The 21458-nt window shown below is 71.0% G+C and carries 23 protein-coding genes and 1 riboswitch; of the genes, 18 read left to right on the top strand and 5 right to left on the bottom strand.

What is annotated here, in order from left to right; translation table 11 throughout:
* Positions 1–23 precede the first annotated feature (23 nt).
* From ACFYYW_RS33185 to ACFYYW_RS33170, 4 genes are all read left to right on the top strand, one after another.
* Positions 24–824: a hypothetical protein gene (locus ACFYYW_RS33185; RefSeq protein ID WP_387654598.1), complete on the top strand. Its 801-nt coding sequence runs from the start codon at positions 24–26 to the stop codon at positions 822–824.
* Positions 825–928: 104 nt separating this feature from the next.
* Entirely contained in the window at positions 929–2407 is a 1479-nt protein-coding gene (locus tag ACFYYW_RS33180; RefSeq protein ID WP_387654595.1) for an RNA polymerase sigma factor, read from the top strand.
* 7 nt (positions 2408–2414) lie between these two features.
* Entirely contained in the window at positions 2415–2804 is a 390-nt protein-coding gene (locus ACFYYW_RS33175) for a hypothetical protein (RefSeq protein ID WP_387654592.1), read from the top strand.
* A gap of 68 nt (positions 2805–2872) precedes the next feature.
* On the top strand, positions 2873–3994 hold the full coding sequence (locus ACFYYW_RS33170; RefSeq protein WP_387654589.1) for a C40 family peptidase: 1122 nt from the start codon (positions 2873–2875) through the stop codon (positions 3992–3994).
* A gap of 3 nt (positions 3995–3997) precedes the next feature.
* On the opposite strand, the gene ACFYYW_RS33165 is transcribed toward ACFYYW_RS33170, so the two are convergent.
* The gene (locus ACFYYW_RS33165; RefSeq protein ID WP_352318598.1) at positions 3998–4489 is read right to left on the bottom strand and encodes an inorganic diphosphatase; all 492 of its coding nucleotides are present in this window, start codon (positions 4487–4489) and stop codon (positions 3998–4000) included.
* Between the two features lie 86 nt (positions 4490–4575).
* Between ACFYYW_RS33165 and dacB the strand changes: the two genes are divergently transcribed.
* The 11 genes from dacB (at position 4576) to ACFYYW_RS33110 (ending at position 14214) form a co-directional block, all read left to right on the top strand.
* Complete coding sequence (dacB, locus tag ACFYYW_RS33160) at positions 4576–5991, top strand: D-alanyl-D-alanine carboxypeptidase/D-alanyl-D-alanine-endopeptidase (RefSeq protein WP_387654586.1); 1416 nt, start codon at positions 4576–4578, stop codon at positions 5989–5991.
* 47 nt (positions 5992–6038) lie between these two features.
* The gene (locus ACFYYW_RS33155) at positions 6039–7115 is read left to right on the top strand and encodes a zinc-dependent metalloprotease (RefSeq protein WP_352318602.1); all 1077 of its coding nucleotides are present in this window, start codon (positions 6039–6041) and stop codon (positions 7113–7115) included.
* Positions 7116–7165: 50 nt separating this feature from the next.
* On the top strand, positions 7166–8170 hold the full coding sequence (gene tilS / locus ACFYYW_RS33150) for a tRNA lysidine(34) synthetase TilS (protein WP_387654582.1): 1005 nt from the start codon (positions 7166–7168) through the stop codon (positions 8168–8170).
* Between the two features lie 10 nt (positions 8171–8180).
* A complete protein-coding gene (gene hpt / locus ACFYYW_RS33145) occupies positions 8181–8732 on the top strand; it encodes a hypoxanthine phosphoribosyltransferase (protein WP_352318606.1) in 552 nt (183 codons plus the stop codon).
* A 238-nt stretch (positions 8733–8970) separates the two neighbouring features.
* Positions 8971–10965: an ATP-dependent zinc metalloprotease FtsH gene (gene ftsH / locus ACFYYW_RS33140; RefSeq protein ID WP_352318607.1), complete on the top strand. Its 1995-nt coding sequence runs from the start codon at positions 8971–8973 to the stop codon at positions 10963–10965.
* The gene (gene folE, locus ACFYYW_RS33135) at positions 10962–11540 is read left to right on the top strand and encodes a GTP cyclohydrolase I FolE (protein ID WP_352318609.1); all 579 of its coding nucleotides are present in this window, start codon (positions 10962–10964) and stop codon (positions 11538–11540) included. The genes ftsH and folE overlap by 4 nt, the downstream gene beginning before the upstream one ends.
* 117 nt (positions 11541–11657) lie before the next feature.
* On the top strand, positions 11658–12464 hold the full coding sequence (gene folP, locus ACFYYW_RS33130) for a dihydropteroate synthase (RefSeq protein WP_352318647.1): 807 nt from the start codon (positions 11658–11660) through the stop codon (positions 12462–12464).
* A complete protein-coding gene (locus tag ACFYYW_RS33125) occupies positions 12461–12907 on the top strand; it encodes a nuclear transport factor 2 family protein (RefSeq protein WP_352318611.1) in 447 nt (148 codons plus the stop codon). The genes folP and ACFYYW_RS33125 overlap by 4 nt, the downstream gene beginning before the upstream one ends.
* Positions 12897–13262: a dihydroneopterin aldolase gene (folB, locus tag ACFYYW_RS33120; protein WP_352318613.1), complete on the top strand. Its 366-nt coding sequence runs from the start codon at positions 12897–12899 to the stop codon at positions 13260–13262. The genes ACFYYW_RS33125 and folB overlap by 11 nt, the downstream gene beginning before the upstream one ends.
* The gene (gene folK, locus ACFYYW_RS33115; RefSeq protein WP_352318615.1) at positions 13259–13762 is read left to right on the top strand and encodes a 2-amino-4-hydroxy-6-hydroxymethyldihydropteridine diphosphokinase; all 504 of its coding nucleotides are present in this window, start codon (positions 13259–13261) and stop codon (positions 13760–13762) included. The genes folB and folK overlap by 4 nt, the downstream gene beginning before the upstream one ends.
* Positions 13759–14214 carry a DUF3180 domain-containing protein gene (locus tag ACFYYW_RS33110; protein ID WP_387654576.1) on the top strand — a complete coding sequence of 152 codons (456 nt, stop codon included), beginning with the start codon at positions 13759–13761 and terminating at the stop codon, positions 14212–14214. Before folK ends, ACFYYW_RS33110 begins: the two co-directional genes overlap by 4 nt.
* On the opposite strand, the gene ACFYYW_RS33105 is transcribed toward ACFYYW_RS33110, so the two are convergent.
* Both ACFYYW_RS33105 and ACFYYW_RS33100 read right to left on the bottom strand, forming a co-directional pair.
* Entirely contained in the window at positions 14211–15278 is a 1068-nt protein-coding gene (locus ACFYYW_RS33105) for an acyltransferase (protein WP_387654573.1), read from the bottom strand. The two genes, ACFYYW_RS33110 and ACFYYW_RS33105, sit on opposite strands and share 4 nt — an antisense overlap.
* On the bottom strand, positions 15275–16420 hold the full coding sequence (locus tag ACFYYW_RS33100) for an NADH-quinone oxidoreductase subunit D (RefSeq protein WP_387654570.1): 1146 nt from the start codon (positions 16418–16420) through the stop codon (positions 15275–15277). Before ACFYYW_RS33100 ends, ACFYYW_RS33105 begins: the two co-directional genes overlap by 4 nt.
* Before the next feature lie 123 nt (positions 16421–16543).
* On the opposite strand from ACFYYW_RS33100, the gene ACFYYW_RS33095 reads away from it, so the two are divergent.
* A complete protein-coding gene (locus tag ACFYYW_RS33095) occupies positions 16544–17227 on the top strand; it encodes a DoxX family protein (RefSeq protein WP_387654567.1) in 684 nt (227 codons plus the stop codon).
* Positions 17228–17230: 3 nt separating this feature from the next.
* Here ACFYYW_RS33095 and ACFYYW_RS33090 read toward each other — a convergent pair whose 3' ends face one another.
* Positions 17231–18580: an aminotransferase class V-fold PLP-dependent enzyme gene (locus tag ACFYYW_RS33090; RefSeq protein ID WP_387654869.1), complete on the bottom strand. Its 1350-nt coding sequence runs from the start codon at positions 18578–18580 to the stop codon at positions 17231–17233.
* A 55-nt stretch (positions 18581–18635) separates the two neighbouring features.
* Positions 18636–18751: riboswitch (SAM riboswitch) on the bottom strand.
* Between the two features lie 72 nt (positions 18752–18823).
* Between ACFYYW_RS33090 and ACFYYW_RS33085 the strand changes: the two genes are divergently transcribed.
* Positions 18824–20026, top strand: coding sequence for a cytochrome P450 (locus tag ACFYYW_RS33085; protein ID WP_387654564.1), 1203 nt, complete (start codon positions 18824–18826; stop codon positions 20024–20026).
* On the opposite strand, the gene ACFYYW_RS33080 is transcribed toward ACFYYW_RS33085, so the two are convergent.
* Positions 20010–20972 carry an SAM-dependent methyltransferase gene (locus ACFYYW_RS33080; RefSeq protein ID WP_364412935.1) on the bottom strand — a complete coding sequence of 321 codons (963 nt, stop codon included), beginning with the start codon at positions 20970–20972 and terminating at the stop codon, positions 20010–20012. The genes ACFYYW_RS33085 and ACFYYW_RS33080 overlap by 17 nt on opposite strands.
* A 194-nt stretch (positions 20973–21166) precedes the next feature.
* On the opposite strand from ACFYYW_RS33080, the gene ACFYYW_RS33075 reads away from it, so the two are divergent.
* Complete coding sequence (locus ACFYYW_RS33075; protein WP_125641709.1) at positions 21167–21391, top strand: chaplin family protein; 225 nt, start codon at positions 21167–21169, stop codon at positions 21389–21391.
* Positions 21392–21458: the final 67 nt, after the last annotated feature.

Raw genomic sequence — 21458 nt, 5'->3', positions numbered from 1 at the left:
CATGCACGGGTTATCACGGCAAAGTGATCCCGCGTAGCCGAACCGTCAGCCTCCTCGCACTCGGGGCGATCTGCCTCGCCGGTTGTTCAAGTGAGGACCAGCCAGCCCAATCGCTCAAGCCGCTCGTTCTCAAGGAGCAGGTCTCGAACATCGCCAAGTCCACCGACGGTTACGCCGTCAACTGGGCCGGCGTGCTCAGCAACGCCAACCCGTGGCACTTCGGCGAGCACGTCGTGGCCACCATCGTGGGCCGCGACGCCGCCGGCACCGAGGTGGTGCGCATGGACCAGCCGCTCGACGCCGTGCCGCCGGGCGGCTCCCTGGCCTTCACCGGCCAGGCGTCCGCCGCTGAGAAGCCGGTGAAGGTGACCATCCAGTACCGTCCGGCGCAGTGGCGGTCGGCCGCCCGCATCCCGTCGGCGTTCCAGTCGTTCCCGATCACGCGCGTCCAGACAATGCGCCAAAAAGACGGCTCTTACCTTATTACCGGCTATGTCGGGAATCCGTATCAATTGCCGGCGAGCAGCCTGGTGGTGAACGCGTTGCTGCGCGACGCGACCGGCAAACTGCTCGGCGGCGGCAGCACGTTCGTGGACGACGTGAAGGCCGGCAGCCCGCCCAGGTTCATCCTGACCGTCGCCGGACTGCCCAAGGACAGCAAGGTCGCCAAGACCGACGTCACCGCCCGGACCTGGGGCTCGACCGGCCGTCCCTACGAGGACCTGGCGATGGGCGGCGCGCTTCCTGTGCACACGGTCAAGCCCACCTCCGAGCCGTTCGCGGTGGACCGGGGGAGCCAGGCCATGGGGCAGGTAAAGCAATAATCGGTATTAGTCCGAACAAATAGGTTGGGAATTCGGTGGGGTCGCGGTAGACAAGCGGCGGAACCGGTAGAACTACTAGTTACCGATCCATTACCTTCGGTCACATGAATGACCGCGTCCTGGTGGAGGCACTCCGCACCCGCGACCCGGGAGCCCTCGCCGCGCTCTACGACACGCACGCGGAGAGCGTCTACCGCTACTGCTGGTCCCTCCTCCTCGACACCGACAGCGCCCAGGTGGCCCTGCGCGACACGCTGATCGCCGCCGAGGCGCACGCGGGCGCGCTGGCCCAGCCCGACAGGTTCCGGGTCTGGCTGCTCGCCCTGGCCCGGCAGGAGTGCCTGCGCCGCCGGATGGCCGCGCCGCCCGGCGCCGACGAGGCCCTGGCCGAGGCGCCGCCGCTGGACGACCCCGCCGACGCCGACCTGCGGCTCATGGCCTGGAACGCGGTCGTGAGCCTGCCCGTCGCCGACCGCGAGGTGCTGGAGCTGGCGACCAGGCACGCCCTGGACACCGCCGAGCTGTCCCAGGTGCTCGCGATCCCGCCGCGCCAGGTCGAGCAGGCCAGGGAGCAGGCGCGCGATCGTCTCACCGACTCCGTCACCGCCGAGATCCTGGCGCGCAAGGGCCCCTACGACTGCCCGCGCCGGGCCCGGATCCTGGCCGGCTTCACCGGCGACCTCACCAGGGAGATGCGCGAGCACCTGGTCGGGCACGTCGCCCGCTGCGAGGTCTGCGCCCCCCACCGCGCCCGCCAGGCCTCGGCCGCCAAGGTCTTCGGCCTGCTGCCCGCCGCCGCGCTCCCCGAGGCCCTGCGCATCAGGGTCATGAGCTGCTTCGCCGACCCCGAGCTGCTGCCCTACCGCCGCTACGTCGCCCGGCGCACGGCCTCCCTGGACGTCGCCGGGTTTCCCGTTCCCACGCAGACGGCGGCTCGAAGGTGGCCTCAGGCGGTGGCGGGCGCGCTGGCGGCGGTCGCGACCGTGGTGGCGATAGCAGTGATCTTCAACCAGTTCGGCAAGGACAACGGCGGTCTCGCCGGGGTGGCGACGGCCGCGTTCCCCGCCACCGGCGAGCCGCCCGGCATCAGACTGCCCTGGCAACCCGACCCGCAGGACGCCCAGTTGACCGTAGAGCCCATCCTCGACAGCGCCGCGCCCGAGCCGTTCGGCATGCTCGGCTCGACCACACCGGTGCCGCCGGCCGTGCTCGTGCCCACGTACGCGACCGCGCCGCCCGCCGAATCATCGCCCGGCGAGCCGAGGCCGACGCCCGACGGCCCGCCGCAGCCCGAGCCGCCGGGCGAGAACCCGGGCGACCCTACGTACGGCCAGCCGGGTCAGCCCGGCCTGCCCGGCCGTACCGGCCACCCGGGTCATCCGCCGCACGGTGAGCCGGGCCGTCCACCGCACGGCGAACCCGGCACGCGTCCGCCCACCCGGACCCCGCCGGTGCCGACCCCCACCCCCGCCCCCACGCCCACCGAGACCCCCTCGCCCACCACCACGCCCTCGGAGACGGCGACGCCCGCCCCGACGCACACCCCCACCGAGGAGCCCGTCACCCCCGTCGAGAGCGGCTGAGCCCCCCGTGGAGGCGTTCGAGGTGCGCCAGGATCCGCATCTGGGGCGCCGGGTCTGCCCGTCGCCCGTCCCGGGGCGGGTGGCCGAGCTGGTGCCGAGGGGGCACCGCGTCGACTGGCCGACCTGGCTCGACCGCGGCCCCCGCATGCTGCGCCACGGTCACGCCGCCGCCGACGCCGCGATGACCCTCTTCCAGACCTACGACCGCCATCCGGAGGCCAGACCGGCCATCGCGGCGGCCTGGGCCGCGGCCCGTGTGACCGCCGACTGGTGCAAGGCCGCCGAACTGCACGCCGCGTACGGCGTCCAGACCCCCGTCTTCACCTACCCGCGGGCCGCCCGGCCGGTGGTCACCGGGATCCGCCCTTGGATAGAACGGCTCTTCCGCCTGCGGTGATGACGTTACGTGCATGAAAGCGCTGGGAACTGTGTGCATAGAGTAACCATCTGTTTCCGGGGGGACCTATGCGCGCATTTCGGGCTGGGCTCCTGGTGTGCGTCCTGCTGGCCGGTCTGTGTCCGCTCAATGCGGGCGCGCCGGTGCTGGCCGACCCCATGCCGTCGGCCAAGGACGTGAAGAAGGCCCGCGAGACCGCCCGCGCCCGCTCGAAGGAGCTGGGCGTCGCCAGCGCCGGGCTGGCCGTGGCGCAGTCCCGGCTCGACGAGCTGGCCGCGGCCGTGGAACGGCAGGTGGAGGCGTACAACGGCGAGCTGGTCCGGCTGCGGCAGGCCGAGCAGTCGTACGCGCAGGCCCAGGCGCGTCAGGCGGCGGCCGACGCCGAGGCCGAGCGCGCCCGGCAGGCCGTCGCGCTGCTCGCCGCGCAGAGCTACGGCGGGATGACGGCGATGGGCCCGCTCGTCGGCATGCTCATCGACGAGGGCGGCGTCGACGGCTTCCTGCACCGGGCGAGCGTGCTCGGCCAGCTCGGCGCCGAGCGGGCCCAGATCCTGCGCAGGATGCGCGATGCCCAGGAGGTCGCCGCCATCCTCCGGACGCAGGCGCAGAACGCCTACGACGCCAGGCAGGCCGCCTCGGAGCGCGCCCGGCGGGCGAAGCTGGCCGCGGAGGCCGCCGTCGCCCGGCAGCGCCGCGAGACGCGCACCCTCCGGGTGGAGCGGCGGCAGCTCCAGCACCGGGTGAACGCCGCCCGCAGCCACGCCGAGCTGCTGGCCAGACGGCGGGCCCTGGCCCTGTCGGCGGCCGGCCTGGCGGCGGGGTCGGCGGGCGGCAACCTAGCTGCCAACTGGGCGCTGACCCAGCTCGGCAAGCCGTACGTGTGGGCCGCCGCGGGCCCCGACACCTACGACTGCTCCGGCCTGGTCATGCGCGCCTGGGAGCAGGTCGGCGTGCGCCTGGACCACTGGACCGGAACCCAGTGGACGTCCGGCCCGCACGTGCCGCTGGACCAGCTCCGCCGCGGCGACCTGCTGTTCTTCGGCCGCATCACCGACGACCCCGGCACGATCCACCACGTGGGCATCTACGTCGGCCAGGGCCAGATGGTGCACGCGCCCCAGACCGGCGACGTGGTACGGGTCGCCCCGATCTGGAGAGGGGACCTGGTGGGCGCCACCAGGCCCCGGTGAGGATCAGTGGTGACCCGCGTCCTTGGCCCGGTGGAACGAGCGCTCGATCTCGGCCTCGGCCTCGATGCGCCCGACCCAGTTGGCGCCCTCGACGGACTTGCCGGGCTCGAGGTCCTTGTAGACCTCGAAGAAGTGCTGGATCTCCAGCCGGTCGAACTCCGACACGTGGTGGATGTCCTGGATGTGGTGCATCCGGGGGTCGGTCGAGGGCACGCACAGGACCTTGTCGTCGCCGCCCTTCTCGTCGGTCATCCGGAACATGCCGACCGCGCGGCAGGTGATGTAGCACCCCGGGAACGTCGGCTCCTGGAGCAGCACCAGCGCGTCGAGCGGGTCGCCGTCCTCGCCGAGGGTGTTCTCGATGAAGCCGTAGTCGGCGGGGTACTGCGTGGAGGTGAACAGGAGCCGGTCAAGCCTGATCTTTCCGGTCTCGTGGTCCACTTCGTACTTGTTCCGTTGCCCCTTGGGAATCTCAACGACAACGTCGAACTCCACCGCGGTTCCTCCGCTCAAGGCCCCCGGGAAGTCCCGGCTGGGCGTTAATGTCTCGTAGGCGAACACCAGGAGAGAGGTCAGGCGACGTGGCGCGGCACGAGCGTTCGATGATGCTGGCCACTCTCGCCGTGCTCCAGATCGTCACGATCGTCATCGGCGTCTACGCCATGACCAGCGACTTCAACCTGAGCGCGCTGACGAGGCAGCCGTCACCGATCGGGCCGACGGCGTCTCCCCGGGGAATCCCCCCCGCCCCCGTGGTCACCTCGGGGCCTGTGCTGGCCCAGCTTTCGGCGACGTCAGGAGACGGACCTCTCCCGACTAAGAGTACTTTGACCCGCCAGCTCACCGACGCGCTGGGTGACAAAGCACTCGGCGGCCGGGTGGGCGCGGTCGTGCTCGACGCCGCCACCGGCGCCCGGATCTTCGCCGCCAACCCCGACACGGGCATCACCCCGGCCTCCACGAACAAGGTCGTCACGACCACGGCGGCGCTCGCCTCGCTGGGCCCCGACACCCGCTTCTCCACCCGCGTCGTCCAGGGCCGCGCGCCCGGCGCGATCGTCCTGGTGGGCGGCGGCGACCCGCTGCTCGCCGGGCCGTCGGCCAAACCCGGCTACCCCAAGCAGGCCTCCCTCGCCACCCTGGCCGCCCGGACGGCCGCCACGCTGAAGGCCAAGGGCGTCAGGAAGGTCACGCTCTCCTACGACGACAGCCTGTTCACCGGCCCGGCCGTCGCGCCCGGCTGGAAGCCCAACTACGTGCCCGACGGCGAGGCGGCCCCCGTCCACGCCCTGGCCATGGACGAGGGACGCCAGCGCCCCGGCGCCCGGCCCCGCGTGCCCGACCCGGCCGCGTACACCGCCGCCGCCTTCGCCCGGCTGCTGCCCAGGTACGGCGTCACCGTCTCCAAGGACATCCGCCAGGAACGGGCCGCGTCGGGCGCCGCCGAGCTGGGCAAGGTCGACTCCGCCCCCTTGTACGCCCTGGTCGAGCACACCCTGACCCACAGCGACAACGACATGGCCGAGGCCCTGGCCAGGCACGTCGCCATCAAGGAGGGCAAGGAGGCGTCGTACGCGGGGGCCGCGGAGGCGGTGACCGGGGTCATGCGGCGGCTCGGCGTGACCAAGGGCGTCAGCGTCGCCGACGGCAGCGGCCTGTCGATCCGCAACCGGGTCAGCGCCGACGCCATGGCCAGGATCATCGCCATCGCCGGCTCGGCCGCGCATCCCGAGCTGCGGGCCGTCGACTCGGGCATGCCGATCGCCGGTTTCTCCGGCACGCTGGGCAACGGCAGGCGCTTCACCCGCGCCGACAGCAAGGGCCAGGTCGGCCTCGTCCGCGCCAAGACCGGCACGCTCAACAACGTCAACACCCTGGCGGGCCTGGCCACCACCAAGGACGGCCGACTGGTCACCTTCGCCTTCCTGGCCGACGACGTGCCGGTGAACGCCGAGCCGGTGCTCGACAGGCTCGCCGCGATCGTCGCGCGATCCTGACCGCCGCTTCTTCGCAGGCGTGACGAGAACAACGTACGGTGGACGTCATGCAGGTGATCGACTGGGATCTGGCCGTCACGACCGGCACGCGCCTGGTGCGCCCCGGTCCTCAGGTGAGCAAGGAGGAGGCCAGGCAGGCCGTCGCCGAGCTCCGCACGCTGTCACGTGAGGCCGAGGGCCACGTGCGCGAGTTCACGAAGATCCACACCGAGACCGCGCCGCAGCCCGCGACCATCGTCGACCGGCCGGGCTGGATCAAGGCCAACGTCGAGGGCTTCCGCGTGGTCCTCGAACCGCTGACCCAGCGCATGGGCGGCGGGGACAACCCGCCGCCCGCCATCGTCACCGCGGTGGGCTCGCGCATCACCGGCGTCGAGGTTGGGGCCGTCCTCGCCTTCCTCGCCTCCCGGGTGCTCGGCCAGTACGAGCTGTTCCTGCCGCCCGACCCGACCGGCCAGGAGCCGACCGGCCGCCTGACGCTCGTCGCGCCCAACATCGTGCACGCCGAGCGTGAGATGAACGTCGTGCCCCGCGACTTCCGCCTGTGGGTGTGCCTGCACGAGGAGACCCACCGCGTGCAGTTCACCGGCGTCACCTGGCTGCGCGAGTACGTCAGGTCGCAGATGACCGAGTTCCTGCTCGCCTCCGACCTCGACCTGCCCACGCTCCTCGACCGCCTGCGCAACGCCGCCGACACGGTGGCCGACGTGGTCAGGGGCGGCGAGGGCAACCTGATCGACGCCATCCAGTCGCCCGCCCAGAAGGAGATCCTCGACCGCCTGACGGCCGTGATGACCCTGGTGGAAGGCCATGGCGACTTCGTCATGGACGCCGTGGGCCCCTCGGTGGTCCCGTCGGTCTCGGAGATCCGCGCCAAGTTCGCCCAGCGCCGCGAGGGCGGCTCCCGGCTCGACCGCACGGTGCGGCGCCTGCTGGGCATCGAGGTCAAGATGAAGCAGTACGCCGAGGGCTCCGCGTTCGTCCGCAAGGTGGTCGACCGGGTCGGCATGGACGGCTTCAACAAGGTCTGGACCTCGCCGGAGACCCTGCCCACGACCCCTGAGATCGCCGACCCCGACGCCTGGATCCACCGCGTCATCGGCACCCCGGCCCTTCCCGCCTGACGTCCCTTCCCGGCCGTCGTGACGTGCGGCCGGGTCCCTCAGCCGGGACAATGGCTGCTGTGGGTCCCCGTCCAGCCGTCGCCGACGTGCGCCGGGCCGTCCGCGAGTCGCTGACCGACCTCGCCGGCACCGGCGCGCTGGTCCTGGCCGCGTGCAGCGGCGGCGCCGACTCGCTGGCCCTGGCCGCGGCGCTGGCCTTCGTCGCGCCCCGAGCCGGCCTGCGCGCGGGGCTGGTGACGGTGGACCACCAGCTCCAGCCGGGCTCCGCCGACCGCGCCCGGCAGGTCGCCGGCGTCGCCGCCGGTCTCGGCCTGAGCCCGGCCGAGGTGCTCACCGTCACCGTCGGCACCGAGGGCGGGCCCGAGGCCGCCGCCCGCGAGGCCAGGTACACCGCGCTGGCCGCGGCGGCCGACCGTCTGGGGGCCGCCGCCGTCCTGCTCGGCCACACCCGCGACGACCAGGCCGAGACGGTCCTGCTGGGCCTGGCCAGGGGGAGCGGCCTGCGCTCGATCTCCGGCATGGCCGCCCGCGCCGGCCGCTACCGCCGGCCCTTCCTCGGCCTGCCCAGGGCCACGACGGTCGCCGCCTGCGCGGCCATGTCCCTCCTCCCCTGGGACGACCCGCACAACGACGACCCCCGCTACACCCGCGTCCGGGTCAGGAAGCGGATCCTGCCGATGCTCGACGAGGAGCTCGGCCCGGGGGTGGCCGAGGCGCTCGCGCGGACCGCCGGAATGGCGCGGGAGGACGCCGACGCCCTCGACCAGTGGGCCGAATCGGCGTTCCCGAATTGCGCTCTTAGCGATATCGGCGAGTCCGTCGTCCTGTCCGTACCCGAGTTGGAGAAACTGCCCGACGCCGTGCGCCGCAGAGTGCTGCGGCGCGCGGCCATCGCGGCGGGCACGCCCTCCGGCGCGCTTTCCGCCACCCACGTGCTGGCGGTCGATCGGCTGGTCACGCAATGGCACGGGCAGAAGGCGGTGGATCTACCCGGAGGTCTGTCCGCAGTTCGGCGGTATGGCACCCTGATACTCGCCATCAGTCCCATCGTTTAAGGAACCACAGGTGGACGCTGCCGACATGGGCAAAGACCTGGAGAAGGTCCTCATCCCCGAGGACGACCTCCAGGCCAAGATCAAAGAGCTTGCCGGGCGCATCGACGAGGACTACGCGGGCAAGGACGTCCTGCTCGTGGGCGTGCTGAAGGGCGCGGTCATGGTGATGGCCGACCTGGCCAGAGCCCTGCACGTGCCGGTGCAGATGGACTGGATGGCGGTGTCGTCCTACGGCGCGGGCACCAAGTCCTCCGGCGTCGTGCGGGTGCTGAAGGACCTCGACACCGACATCTTGAACCGCCACGTCCTGATCGTCGAGGACATCATCGACTCGGGCCTGACCCTCCACTGGCTGCTGGAAAACCTGAAGTCGCGCAATCCGGCGTCGTTGGAGATCTGCGCCGCGCTGCGCAAGCCGGACGCGGTGAAGGTGCCGATCGACGTGAAATACGTCGGCTTCGACATTCCCAACGAGTTCGTCATCGGCTACGGGCTCGACTACGCGGAGCGCTACCGCAATTTGCCGTTCATCGGAACGCTCGCGCCGCACGTTTATAAGTAGTAATCCCGGCCATGGCCGGGAACATCGCGCAACGTGACGTACGTTGATAGGGCAAGACCGGTGTAGCGGGCGGGTCCCTCCGTGCGCCGTGCCGGTGTACCTTCAGACTCCGGAAGGGTGACCGCAAGTCCCCTTCGGGTAGTCAGAAGTCGCGGTGTCGGATGCCGCGGCCCCGGGCCAGCCCGGGGTTCCAGGCCATGGTCAGGAAGGGACGGGCCCGCAAGGGGTTCCGCATCGGATGGATCTCAAGCGATTTACACGTGGGCCACTGCTGTGGATCCTGGGCATCGTCGTGCTGCTCCTGCTCGTCACCCAGCTCTGGAGCGGCGGGGGCAATTTCAAGCAGGCCGACACGTCCACGGTCCTCCAGCAGATTCGCGCCGGCAATTTCACCAGCGCCAAGGTCGTCGACAAGGACAATCGGGTCGAGCTCACCCTCATCAAGCCGATCGTCGTCCGGCCGGGTGACGCCCCGGCGAAGCTGATCCAGTCCAACTGGGTCAGCGGTTACGGCGCGAAGCTGACCGACGAGCTGCAGGCCCAGGTCGACGCCAACAAGACGAAGAGCTTCACCACCGAGGTGCCCCAGGAGAACTTCCTGCTCAGCATCCTGGTGAGCTTCCTGCCGATCGTCATCATCGTGCTGATCTTCCTGTTCATCATGAACCAGATGCAGGGCGGCGGCTCCCGGGTGATGAACTTCGGCAAGTCGAAGGCCAAGCTCATCACCAAAGACACCCCCAAGACCACGTTCGCCGACGTCGCCGGCGCCGACGAGGCCATCGAGGAGCTCCAGGAGATCAAGGAGTTCCTGCAGGCCCCGGCCAAGTTCCAGGCGATCGGCGCGAAGATCCCCAAGGGCGTGCTGCTCTACGGCCCGCCCGGCACCGGCAAGACCCTGCTGGCCCGCGCGGTCGCGGGCGAGGCCGGCGTGCCCTTCTACTCGATCTCCGGCTCGGACTTCGTCGAGATGTTCGTCGGCGTCGGCGCCTCCCGGGTGCGCGACCTGTTCGAGCAGGCCAAGGCCAACGCCCCCGCGATCATCTTCATCGACGAGATCGACGCCGTCGGCCGCCACCGCGGCGCCGGCCTGGGCGGCGGTCACGACGAGCGCGAGCAGACCCTCAACCAGCTGCTCGTCGAGATGGACGGCTTCGACGTCAAGGGCGGCGTGATCCTCATCGCCGCGACCAACCGGCCCGACATCCTCGACCCGGCGCTGCTGCGTCCGGGCCGTTTCGACCGGCAGGTCACGGTCGACCGTCCCGACCTGGAGGGCCGCAAGGGCATCCTCAAGGTCCACGGTCGCGGCAAGCCGTTCGCGCCCGACGTCGACCTCGACGTCATCGCGCGCCGCACCCCCGGGTTCACCGGCGCCGACCTGGCCAACGTGATCAACGAGGCGGCCCTGCTCACCGCGCGGGCCGACCAGAAGCTGATCACGATGGAGGTCCTCGAGGAGTCGATCGACCGTGTCATGGCAGGGCCCGAGCGCAAGTCGCGGGTCATGTCCGACAAGGAGAAGAAGATGATCGCCTACCACGAAGGCGGTCACGCGTTGGTGGCGCACGCGCTGCCCAACTCCGACCCGGTCCACAAGATCACCATCCTGTCCCGCGGCCGCGCGCTCGGTTACACGATGACGCTGCCGATGGAGGACAAGTTCCTGGCCACCAGGTCCGAGATGATGGACCAGCTCGCGATGCTGCTCGGCGGCCGCGCGGCGGAGGAGCTCGTCTTCCACGAGCCCACCACCGGCGCCTCCAACGACATCGAGAAGGCCACGGCGGTCGCCCGCCGCATGGTGACCGAGTACGGCATGAGCGAGCAGCTCGGCGCCCGTAAGTTCGGCACCGGCCAGGCCGAGGTCTTCCTCGGCCGCGAGATGGGCCACGAGCGCGACTACTCCGAGAAGATCGCCTCCTCCATCGACGAGGAGGTCCGCCGGATGATCGAGACGGCGCACGACCAGGCCTGGGACATCCTGGTCGAATACCGCGACGTGCTCGACAACCTGGTGCTGGAGCTCATGGAGAAGGAGACCCTCTCCCGCGAGCAGGTCCTGCAGATCTTCGCCCCGGTGGTCGTCAAGGAGCACCGGCCCTCCTACGCGGGCTACGGCAAGCGGCTGCCCTCCGACCGCCCGCCGATCCTGACCCCGAAGGAGCAGTCGGCCAACGGTTCGCACGCCCCCGGTCACCAGGACGCCTTCCAGTCCGGGGACAGTGCGTGACCCAGCATGAGGTAGACCTGGGGCGGATCGAGAAGGCCGTACGCGAGATCCTCTACGGCATCGGCGAGGATCCCGACCGCGACGGCCTGCTCGAGACGCCCGCCAGGGTCGCCCGCGCGATGGCCGAGCAGTTCTCCGGGCTCGGCCAGACCCCTGAGGACGTGCTCAACAAGGTCTTCGACGTCGACCACGACGAGATGGTGCTGGTCAGGGACATCGAGGTCTACTCGACCTGCGAGCACCATCTGGTCCCGTTCCACGGCGTGGCCCACGTGGGCTACATCCCCAACGAGCGCGGCCAGGTCACCGGGCTGTCCAAACTGGCCCGGCTGGTCGACGTCTTCGCCCGCCGGCCGCAGGTGCAGGAGCGCATGACCTCGCAGATCGCCGACGCCCTCATGCGGGTGCTGGAGCCGCGCGGGGTCATCGTGGTGGTCGAGGCCGAACACCTGTGCATGACGATGCGCGGCGTGCGCAAGCCGGGGGCCAAGACGGTCACGTCGGCGGTCCGCGGCGACTTCCGTACCAGCGACAAGACCCGCTCCGAGGCGATGGCGCTGATTCTCGGCAGGTGACGATCGTTATCCACAACTGGGGACCCGAGATGTCGGCAGGTGTGGGGGAACGCCTAGGCTTGCCCCATGACTAGCGTGCCCATCAACGTGCCGGGCGGTACGGAGCGGTGCCTCGTCATGGGCGTGGTCAACGTGACCCCCGACTCCTTCTCCGACGGCGGCCTGTGGTTCGACGAGGAGGCCGCCGTCCGGCACGGGCTCGACCTGGTGCGCGAGGGGGCCGACATCGTCGACGTGGGCGGTGAGTCCACCCGTCCCGGCGCCGCGCGGGTGTCGCTGGAGGAGGAGCTGGCCAGGGTCGTCCCGGTGATCCGGGCGCTCGCCGCCGAGGGCGTGGCCGTCAGCGTCGACACGATGCGCGCCGAGGTCGCCAGGGCCGCGGTCGAGGCGGGCGCCAGGCTCGTCAACGACGTCAGCGGCGGCCTGGCCGACCCCGAGATGCCGCGCGTGGTCGCCGCGACCGGAGCGCCCTACGTGGTGATGCACTGGCGCGGCCACAGCCATGACATGGACAGCCGGGCCGTCTACGCCGACGTCGTGACAGAGGTGCGCGAGGAGCTCAGCAAGCGGGTCGATCTCGTGCTGGCCGAAGGGGTGTCCCCCGAGCAGATCGTGCTCGACCCCGGCCTCGGCTTCGCCAAGAACGCCGAGCACAACTGGGCGTTGCTGGCCGGCATCCCGCAGCTCGCCGAGCTGGGCTACCCGCTGCTGATCGGGGCCTCGCGCAAGCGCTTCCTCGGCCGGCTGCTGGCCGGCCCCGACGGCGCGCCCCGCCCGTTCAGCAGGAGCGACGACGCAACGCTGGCGGTCACCGCGCTGGCGGCTCAGGCGGGGGCCTGGTGCGTGCGTGTGCACGAGGTAGGTCCCAATGCCGATGCCGTGCGCGTGGCGGCCGCATGGAAGAGAGCCGGAGCAGGCACATGAGCGTCGACACCGCCGCCATCGAGACGGTCAACCAGGAGTTCTACACCGCGATCGAGAGCGCCGATCTCGACAAGATGACCGAGATCTGGGCCGAGGACACCGCCGACGACCAGGTGAGCTGCGTCCATCCCGGCTGGACGTTGCTAACCGGCCGGTCGGAGGTGCTGCGGTCGTGGGCGCTGATCATGGCCAACACGACCTACATCCAGTTCGTGCTGACCGACGTCAACACCACCGTGCTGGGCGACGTGGCCGTGCTCACCTGCGTGGAGAACATCCTGACGGCGGGCGAGGAGGGTGAGTCCAGCTTCGCCGCGGGCAAGGTGGTGGCGAGCAACGTCTACATCCGCACCTCGCAGGGCTGGCGGTTGTGGATGCACCACGGCTCCCCGGTGCTCCAGGGAGACGACGACGAGGACGAGGAGGGCGAGCTTGAGGTCTGACCGCATCGCTCTCAAGGGCCTGCGGGCCAGGGGCAGGCACGGCGTGCTGCCCGCCGAGCGGGAGCTCGGCCAGGAGTTCGTGATCGACGCGACGTTGTTCCTCGACACCGCCCCGGCGGCGGCCGGCGACGACCTCACCAAGACCGTCCACTACGGCGAGCTGGCCCAGGCGCTGGTCGAGGTGGTCGAGGGCGAGCCGGTCGAGCTGATCGAGACGCTGGCCCAGCGGCTGGCCGACGTCTGCCTGGCCAGCGAGCTGGTGCACAAGGCCGAGGTGAGCGTGCACAAACCGGCGGCGCCGATCCCGCTGCCGTTCGACGATGTGATCGTGACGATCGAGCGGAGCCGCGCATGAAGGCCGTCCTCGCTCTCGGCAGCAACCTGGGCGAGCGGTTCCAGACGTTGCAGGGAGCCATCGACACGCTGTTCGACGCCCCTGGTCTGGAGTTCGTCAAGGCGTCCCCGGTCTACGAGACCGACCCGGTCGGGGGGCCGGGAGGCCAGGAGCCGTACCTCAACGCGGTCGTCGTCGCCGAGACCGCGCTGCCGCCGCGGACGTTGCTGGAGCGGGCGCTGGGCGTGGAGAACGCCTTCGGCCGGGTGCGCGCGGAGCGGTGGGGGCCGCGTACGCTCGACATCGACCTGATCGTCGTGGGCGAGACCGTCTCCGACGACCCCGAGCTGACGTTGCCGCATCCCCGGGCCCACGAGCGGGCGTTCGTGCTGGTGCCCTGGTCGGTGATCGACCCCGAGGCCACGGTGCCGGGCAGGGGCCGGGTGGCCGACCTGCTGGCCGAGCTCGACCGGCACGGCGTGCGGCTGCGTGACGACCTGAAGCTGCAGAGGCCCGATTGAAGCCGACGCATCCCGGCCGGCTGGCCGCTCTCCTGCTCGTCGTCGCCCTGGTCGTCTGGGCGGCGGTTCGGCACTTCTACTCCGACCTGCCCATCATGCCCTGGACGGCCATCCCCACCGTGCTGCTGCTCGCCCTCGGCGAGGGTTACAGCGGATGGGTGACCAAGGCCAGGATCGCCAGGAAGCCCGACACCAAGCCGGTCGAGCCGCTGGCGGTGGCCCGGCTGGCGGCGCTGGCCAAGGCGTCGGCGTACGCGGGGGCGGTGTTCGCCGGGATGTTCGCCGGGTTCGCCGCGTACACGCTGCAGATCTTCGACCGGGAGACGCCGCGCTCGGAGTTCTTCGTGGCGGCCGGGTCGTTCGTGGCCTGCGTGGTGCTCGTCTGCGCGGCCCTGTACCTCGAACACTGCTGCCGGATCCCCAAGGACACCGACGAGCGCAAACCCGACTAGCGGCGGCGGCCGAAGAGGTAGATGACCGGCAGCGTGCAGATCAGCGGCCCGACGATGGCGATCGGCCGTTCCAGCCACCACTTCAGGTCGGGCGGGATCTTCGTGCCGAGGTTGCCGAACAACCACCACGACAGCCCTAAGGCGATCGCCATGCCGGTCGTGTGGAACAGGAACAGCGGCAGGGCGTAGCGGTTGATGAAGGAGTTGGCGCGGGCCCAGCGGGGGCGTTCGAGCACGCGTTCCATGGCCGGTCGCAGCACCTCGACCAGGCCGATCTGGAAGATCAGCAGGGCGACGATGACGAACGTGGGCGGCGCCATGTTCGACCACTTGTCGCCCGGCACGCCCACCATCGAGCCCGGGTAGATGCCCGAGTAGACCAGGCCGATCAGCGCGAACAGGCCGGTCCACAGGATGCCGACGTCGTACCGCCGGGGCAGGACGACGATCCGGTCGTAGAAGAAGCCCGCCTGGTGGGCCAGCCCCCAGACGATGATCATGTTGAGCCAGCCGGCCCACTCGTAGCCGTAGCGGAAGCGCACGACGTCGACGACCAGGGCCGAGCCGCCGAGCCAGATGAGGGCCAGCACGTCGTAGCGCCTGTGCAACCACAGCGCCACCGGCAGCAGCGCGATCAGCACCAGGTAGACGCCGAGGAACCACAGCGGGCTGAGCACGAGCAGCACCACCCGCCACATCCACTCCACGTGGAACGCCCAGGTGACGATCGCCCCGACGGAGATCCACACGCCGCACAGGAACAGCGCGGGCAGGGACAACGCGCGGATGCGCCGCCAGACGAACGCCCCGATGCCGACGCCGCGCGCCTGGGCCCGGTTCCAGGACAGCAGGTGCACGTGGCCGCCGACGTAGAAGAACAGCGGCAGCACCTGGAGCAGCCAGGTCAGGATCCACAAACCCGAGGTGAAGCCGAGCGGGCTGGTGGGCTCGGGCCCGCTGGGCTTCCACTCCAGGATCGTGAACGCCCAGTGCCAGACCACCACGACGACGAGGCTGAGGGCGCGCAGCCAGTCGACGTACTTGTCGCGTTCGGGGGTGCTCACTTGTCGATGTCACCCACGACGAAGAACATCGAGCCCAGAATGGCGATCATGTCGGCCACCAGGTTCCCCGGCAGCAGCTCACGCAGCGCCTGGACGTTGGCGAACGACGCCGAGCGCAGCTTGAGCCGCCACGGCGTCTTGTCGCCCTTGGAGACCAGGTAGTAGCCGTTGATGCCGAGCGGGTTCTCGGTCCACGCGTACGTGTGGCCCTCGGGCACCTTGAGCACCTTCGGCAGGCGCTGGTTGACGGGCCCGGGAGGCAGCTCACGCAGCCGGGCGACGCACGCGTCGGCCAGGTGGAGGGAGACCTTGAGCTGCTCGAACAGCACCTCGAACCGGGCATGGCAGTCGCCGTCGCGCCGGGTGACGACCGTGACCGGCAGTTCCCCGTAGGCCAGGTACGGGTCGTCGCGCCGCAAGTCGAAGTCCACGCCGGAGGCGCGCGCGATGGGCCCGCTGACGCCGTACTGGAGGATCTGCTCGCGGGTCAGCACGCCGACGCCCTTGGTGCGGGCGAGGAAGATCTCGTTGTTCAGGATGAGGCCCTCGATGTCGGGCACCCGGCGGCGGGTCTCGGCGACGGCCGCGGCGACCCGGTCGAGCCAGCCGAGCGGCAGGTCCTCCTTCAGGCCGCCGACCCGGTTGAACATGTAGTGCATGCGCCCGCCGGAGATCTCCTCCATGACGGCCTGGATGCGTTCGCGCTCGTCGAAGGCGTAGAAGACGGGGGTGATCGCGCCCAGTTCGAGGGGGTAGGAGCCGAGGAACATCAGATGGTTGAGCACCCGGTTGAGCTCGGCCAGCAGCGTACGCGCCCACACGGCCCTGACCGGCGTCTCCATGCCGAGCAGCCGTTCGGCGGCCAGCACGACGCCGAGTTCGTTGGCGAACCCCGACAGCCAGTCGTGCCGGTTGGCGAGCATGATGATCTGGCGGTAGTCGCGGACCTCGAACAGCTTCTCCGCGCCCCTGTGCATGTAGCCGATGATCGGCTCGGCCGTCTCGATGCGCTCGCCGTCGAGGGTGAGCCGGAGCCTGAGCACGCCGTGCGTGGAGGGATGCTGGGGGCCGATGTTGAGGATCATGTCCTCGGTCGCCAGCTCCTTCGCGCCGGCGCCGATCCCGACCACGCGTTCCGTCATAGGGCCCATGCTGCCACCGTCCCGCGGGGTGATCCAGCGTGGGGGATGGTCAAGGAATCGTATGGCAACGCATCCCGAAGCCAGACATGGGGATCAATACCGGGAACGGGGGGAGAAAGCACTGTGAAGAGAGTCCTGTTTGATGTGGCGGCCCTGATCTCCCGGGTGGTACTCGGGGTGATCTTCGTGGCGCACGGCTGGCAGAAGTGGCAGGGCGGGCTCGGTGCCGCGGCGGGGCAGTTCCGGGAGATGGGCGTGCCCATGCCCGAGTTGTCGGCCGGATTCGCCGCCATCGTCGAACTGGTCGGCGGCGCCCTGCTGATCCTCGGCCTGCTGGTCCGGCCGGTGGCGTTGCTGCTGCTCATCGACATGATCGGCGCGATCGTCTTCGTGCACGCGGGCCACGGGGTGTTGTCGCAGGGCGGGGGATGGGAACTGCCGGGCGCGCTGGGTGCGCTGTCCTTGATGCTCGCCGCGCTGGGCGGCGGCCGCATCGGCCTCGACGGCATCTTCCACTCGACGTACCGCCGCCGCAGGGAACGCCAGATCGCCGAGGACGACCTCGCCGCGCACCGGCCGGCCCGCCGCGCCGAGCCGACGACGGTCGTCACGGAGGGGCCGGTCACGCAGACCGGGCCCGAGGGCGGCCCGACGACGCCGGCCCGGCCCGAGGGGGAGGCCGAGCAGCCCAACGTGCCGCGGCAGCCCAACGCGCCGCGCCCCGGGCACCTCAACGACGAGGACATGCGGGACATCGACGCCCTGGTGTCCGACGAGCCGCACCAGCAGAAGCCGCCCAACCGCTGAGCGTCAGCGGCTGACCAGGTCGCGCAGGGCCTCGATCAGGCGGTCGACGTGCTCCTGCGTGCTGCTGATGCCGATGGAGGCGCGTACCGCCGAGGCGGTGCCGTCCTCGCAGCCGCCGTCGTGATCATGGTCGCGCCCGCTTCGGCCGTCGTTGGCTTCGCTCTCTCCGGCCGAGCTCCTGCGCTCCAGTGCGCCCAGCAGGTGCCGGACGAACGGGTGCGCGCAGAACTTCCCGTCACGCACGCCGATGCCGTACTCGCCGGACAGCGTCTCGGCCACCTCGCGGGCCGAGTAGCCGTCCACGACGAACGACACGATCCCCACCCGCGGGTGGTCCTCGCCCCACAACGACAGCTCGCGCACCCCGTCGATCGAGGCCAGACCGGTGCGCAGCCGGGCGATCAGGCGTTCCTCCTCGCGCACCAGCTCCGTCCACCCCGTGGCGGTGAGCGCGTCGCAGGCGGCGGCCAGGGCGATGGCGCCGAGCACGTTGGGGGTGCCGGCCTCGTGGCGGGGCTCGGGGTCGTCGTGCCACTCGGTGGTCTCGCCCACCGAGCGCACCGCGCCGCCGCCCTTCAGGTACGGCTCGCCCGCCGCCAGCCAGTCCCGGCGTCCGACCAGTACGCCGGCGCCGAAGGGCGCGTACAGCTTGTGCCCGGAGAAGGCCACGTAGTCCAGGTCGAGCGCGGTCAGGTTGAGCCTGCGGTGCGGGACGAGCTGGGCGGCGTCCACCAGGATCCGGGCGCCGTGCCGGTGGGCGATGTGGGCGAGGGCGGCGATGGGCCACAGCTCGCCGGTGACGTTGGAGGCGGCGGTGACCACGAGCAGCTTGGGGCCCTCGATCCCGGCCAGCGCCTCGTCGGCGGCGCGGACGGCCTCGCCGGGGAAGGCGGGCGGCGCCAGCCGTACGGACCGCTCCCAGGGCAGCAGCGAGGCGTGGTGCTCGGAGTCGAAGACGACGACGGTCGTGCCCTCGGGCAGGCAGCCGGCCAGCAGGTTGGTGGCGTCGGTGGTGTTGCGGGTGAAGATGACGGCGTCGTCCGGGCGGGCGCCGACGAAGGCCCGGACCGTGTGGCGGGCCTGCTCGTAGCGGGCGGTGGTGAGCTGGGAGGCGTAGCCCGCGCCGCGGTGGACGCTGGAGTAGGCCGGGAGCGCGGCGGCGACGGCGGCGCTGACCGGCTCAAGACAGGGCGCGCTCGCCGCGTAGTCGAGGTTGGCGTAGCTCACCAGCCGGCCGCCCTTGACCGGCACCTCGAGGTCGGCGCCGAGCACGGCGGGGATCGACCGTCCGGAGGCGGGGACGGCGGGGGCCTCGGCGGCGGCCTGGGCGGGAACGGAGTTGAAGATCGTCAGAGTGGACACGGCACAGCTCCTCACGGGTCGGTCGGACCCCTGGGAGCAGCCACGGAGCCCGCGCTTGCCCGCCACACCTCGTGACGGACCAGGTCTTCACCCGGGGCACCCCGCCGCGGACGCGAGGGTTGCCGGCCAGCTAGCCGGGGCTTGTCGCTGGCACTCATGACCTACGACGGCACTATAACCGACACCCGGGCATGATTCGCAAGCTCAGCAGGTCAACCCGTCTCATAAGATGAAATGGTGCGCTTTGATCCCTGGAATCCGGATTTCGTCGTCGACCCCTATCCGGCGTACGACGAGCTGAGGCGCGAGGCGCCCGTCCGCTATTTCGAGCCGTCCAACCAGTGGCTGATCTCCCGGCACGCGGACGTGAACGCGCTGCTCAGGGACCGGCGGCTGGGCCGCGACTACACTCACGTCGCCACGCACGAGGAGTTCGGCCGGCAGCCCGCGCCGGAGTTCCAGGAAGCCTTCTGGCGGGTCAGCAGGAACGGCATGCTGGAGGTCGAGCCGCCGGACCACACGAGGCTGCGCCGGCTGGTGTCCAAGGCGTTCACGCCGCGCATGGTCGAGTCGCTGCGCCCGCGCGTCCGGGCCATCGCCGAGAGCCTGATCGACGCCTACGTCGAGAAGGGCGGCGGCGACCTGATCGCCGAGGTCGCCGAGCCGCTGCCGGTCACCGTCATCGCCGAGATGCTCGGCGTCCCCGAGCAGGACCGTCACCTGCTGCGCCCGTGGTCGGCCGACATGTGCGGCATGTACGAGCTCAACCCCAGCCTGGAGACCCAGCACCAGGCGGTGCGCGCGGCCGAGGAGTTCGAGTCCTACCTCAAGGACCTGGCCCGCGACCGGCTGGCCAACCCCGGCGACGACCTCGTCAGCGCCCTGGCCGCGATCCCCGAGCTGACCCTCGACGAGCTGGCCGGCACCTGCGTGCTGCTGCTCAACGCGGGCCACGAGGCCACGGTCAACGTCACCGGCAACGGCTGGCGGGCCCTGCTGAAGAACCCCGGCGAGCTGGCCCGGCTGCGCGCCGACCGTTCGCTGCTGCCGACCGCGATCGAGGAGCTGCTGCGCTACGACACCCCGCTGCAGCTGTTCGAGCGCTGGGTGCTGGAGGACATCGAGGTGCACGGCGTGCGGATCCCGCGCGGCTCGGAGGTCGCCTGCCTGTTCGGCTCGGCCAACAGGGACCCCGAGGTGTTCGAGGACCCCGACCGGCTCGACCTGGGCCGTCCGGACAACCCGCACATCTCCTTCGGCGCCGGCATCCACTTCTGCCTGGGCGCGCCGCTGGCCAGGATCGAGCTGACGGAGTCGTTCACCGCCCTGCTGGACCGGGTCGGGACGATCGAGCTGCGCGCGGAGCCGGTCTACAAGCCGGGCTTCGTCATCCGCGGCCTGCGCTCGCTCGACCTCGACGTCACCGGCTCTGGCTGAGCCAGCCGAACCCGCCGAGCCCGGCCGGATCGATCAGCTCGCCCTCCTCCGACGCCCTCGACAACGCGCGTACGTAGGCGCGCGGATCGGTGCGGGCGAGGTCGACCGGCGGTCGGGCGCCGGTGAGGCCGAGCGCCCGCAACATGTCACGCTGTGTGGACAAGGTTGTGGATATCGCGCCGGCCCGCCGGCCGGCCTCGGCGCACGCGTCGAGCGCGACGTGGGCGGTGATGTCGCAGGTCCCGTCGGGGATGGGCGTGACGACGGCGCCGTCGCGGTAACCGGTCAGCGTGCCACAGAGCGGTCGGTTATCCACAGGGTGTGCATAATCCACGGCTATCGCCCGGCCGCGGGCGAGGCGTACCAGAACGGAGGCCCAGGCGTCGTCACGGGGGCGGCCGATCTCGGCGCGGGTGCCCACGTGCGGCAGCGGCCACCAGCGGTCGAGCCACTCACGGTCGGCGGGCCGCAGCGGGCCGCCGAGGCGCTCCTCCCCGGTCCGGGTGTTGACCATGACCAGCCGCGGGCCGCCGGAGGTCTGCTCGGCCACGTCGAGCGGGATGTTGTCGAGCCACTCGTTGGCGACGGCCAGGCCGGTGATGCTGGAGGGCAGGCAGCGGCGCCACTCGACCTCGTCGGGCAGGCCCGGGGGCCTGGACGACAGGTCGACGCACGTGACCCGCAGCCGGTCGCGCAGAGCGGGCTCGGCCAGGTCGAGGACGCGGCGGACCAGCAGGCCCTCGCCGGAACCGATGTCGACCAGGTCGAGCCGCTCGGGGGAGCCGAGGTCGCAGTCGACCTCCGCCAGCAGGGCCAGGACCGCCTCCGCGAACACGGCCGAGGCCCCGACCGAGGTGCGAAAGTGGCCCGAGGGGCGTTCGCGGAGGTAGAAACCCTCCTCGCCGTAGAGCGCGCGCTCGGTCGCGGCGCGCCAGGTGAGCCACATGACGCTGACTATCTCATGACTCCGGCCATCGACACGCTAAGTCATTGATTGACTACACTTGGTCGCTACATTGCGCTAACGTTTACGTACTGTCACCGAGCGACTGCGTTTCGCCCATCCGCGGTAAGCGGCGAGCCGGATCGCTCCACCAAAGCATTGCGGCCTCCACGGCCGCATACTGAGAGGAGCCCCCCGTGAAGAAGACTCTGGTCATGGCAGGTGCCATTGCCCTGCTGGCGCTGGCGGCCCCCGCGTACGCCGACGACGTCACCCACGGCAACAACGGCATCCTGACCGGCAGCCCGATCCACCTCCCCATCACCGCCGTCGTGCCCGTCTGCGGCAACAACATCGGCATCCAGGCCGTGCCGATCAACGGCTGCCAGGGGAGCCCCAACACCGCGGTCTACAGCCGCTGAGTCAGGGAGAGCCCGGACCGCTCGCGCGCGGTCCGGGCTCTGATCCCGGCCGGTCAGTCGGCGGATG

The organism is Nonomuraea sp. NPDC001831 (assembly GCF_042892035.1).
Taxonomy (GTDB): Bacteria; Actinomycetota; Actinomycetes; order Streptosporangiales; family Streptosporangiaceae; genus Nonomuraea.
Note: the sequence above shows the minus strand (reverse complement) of the source record. Positions and strands in the feature narration are given on the sequence as shown.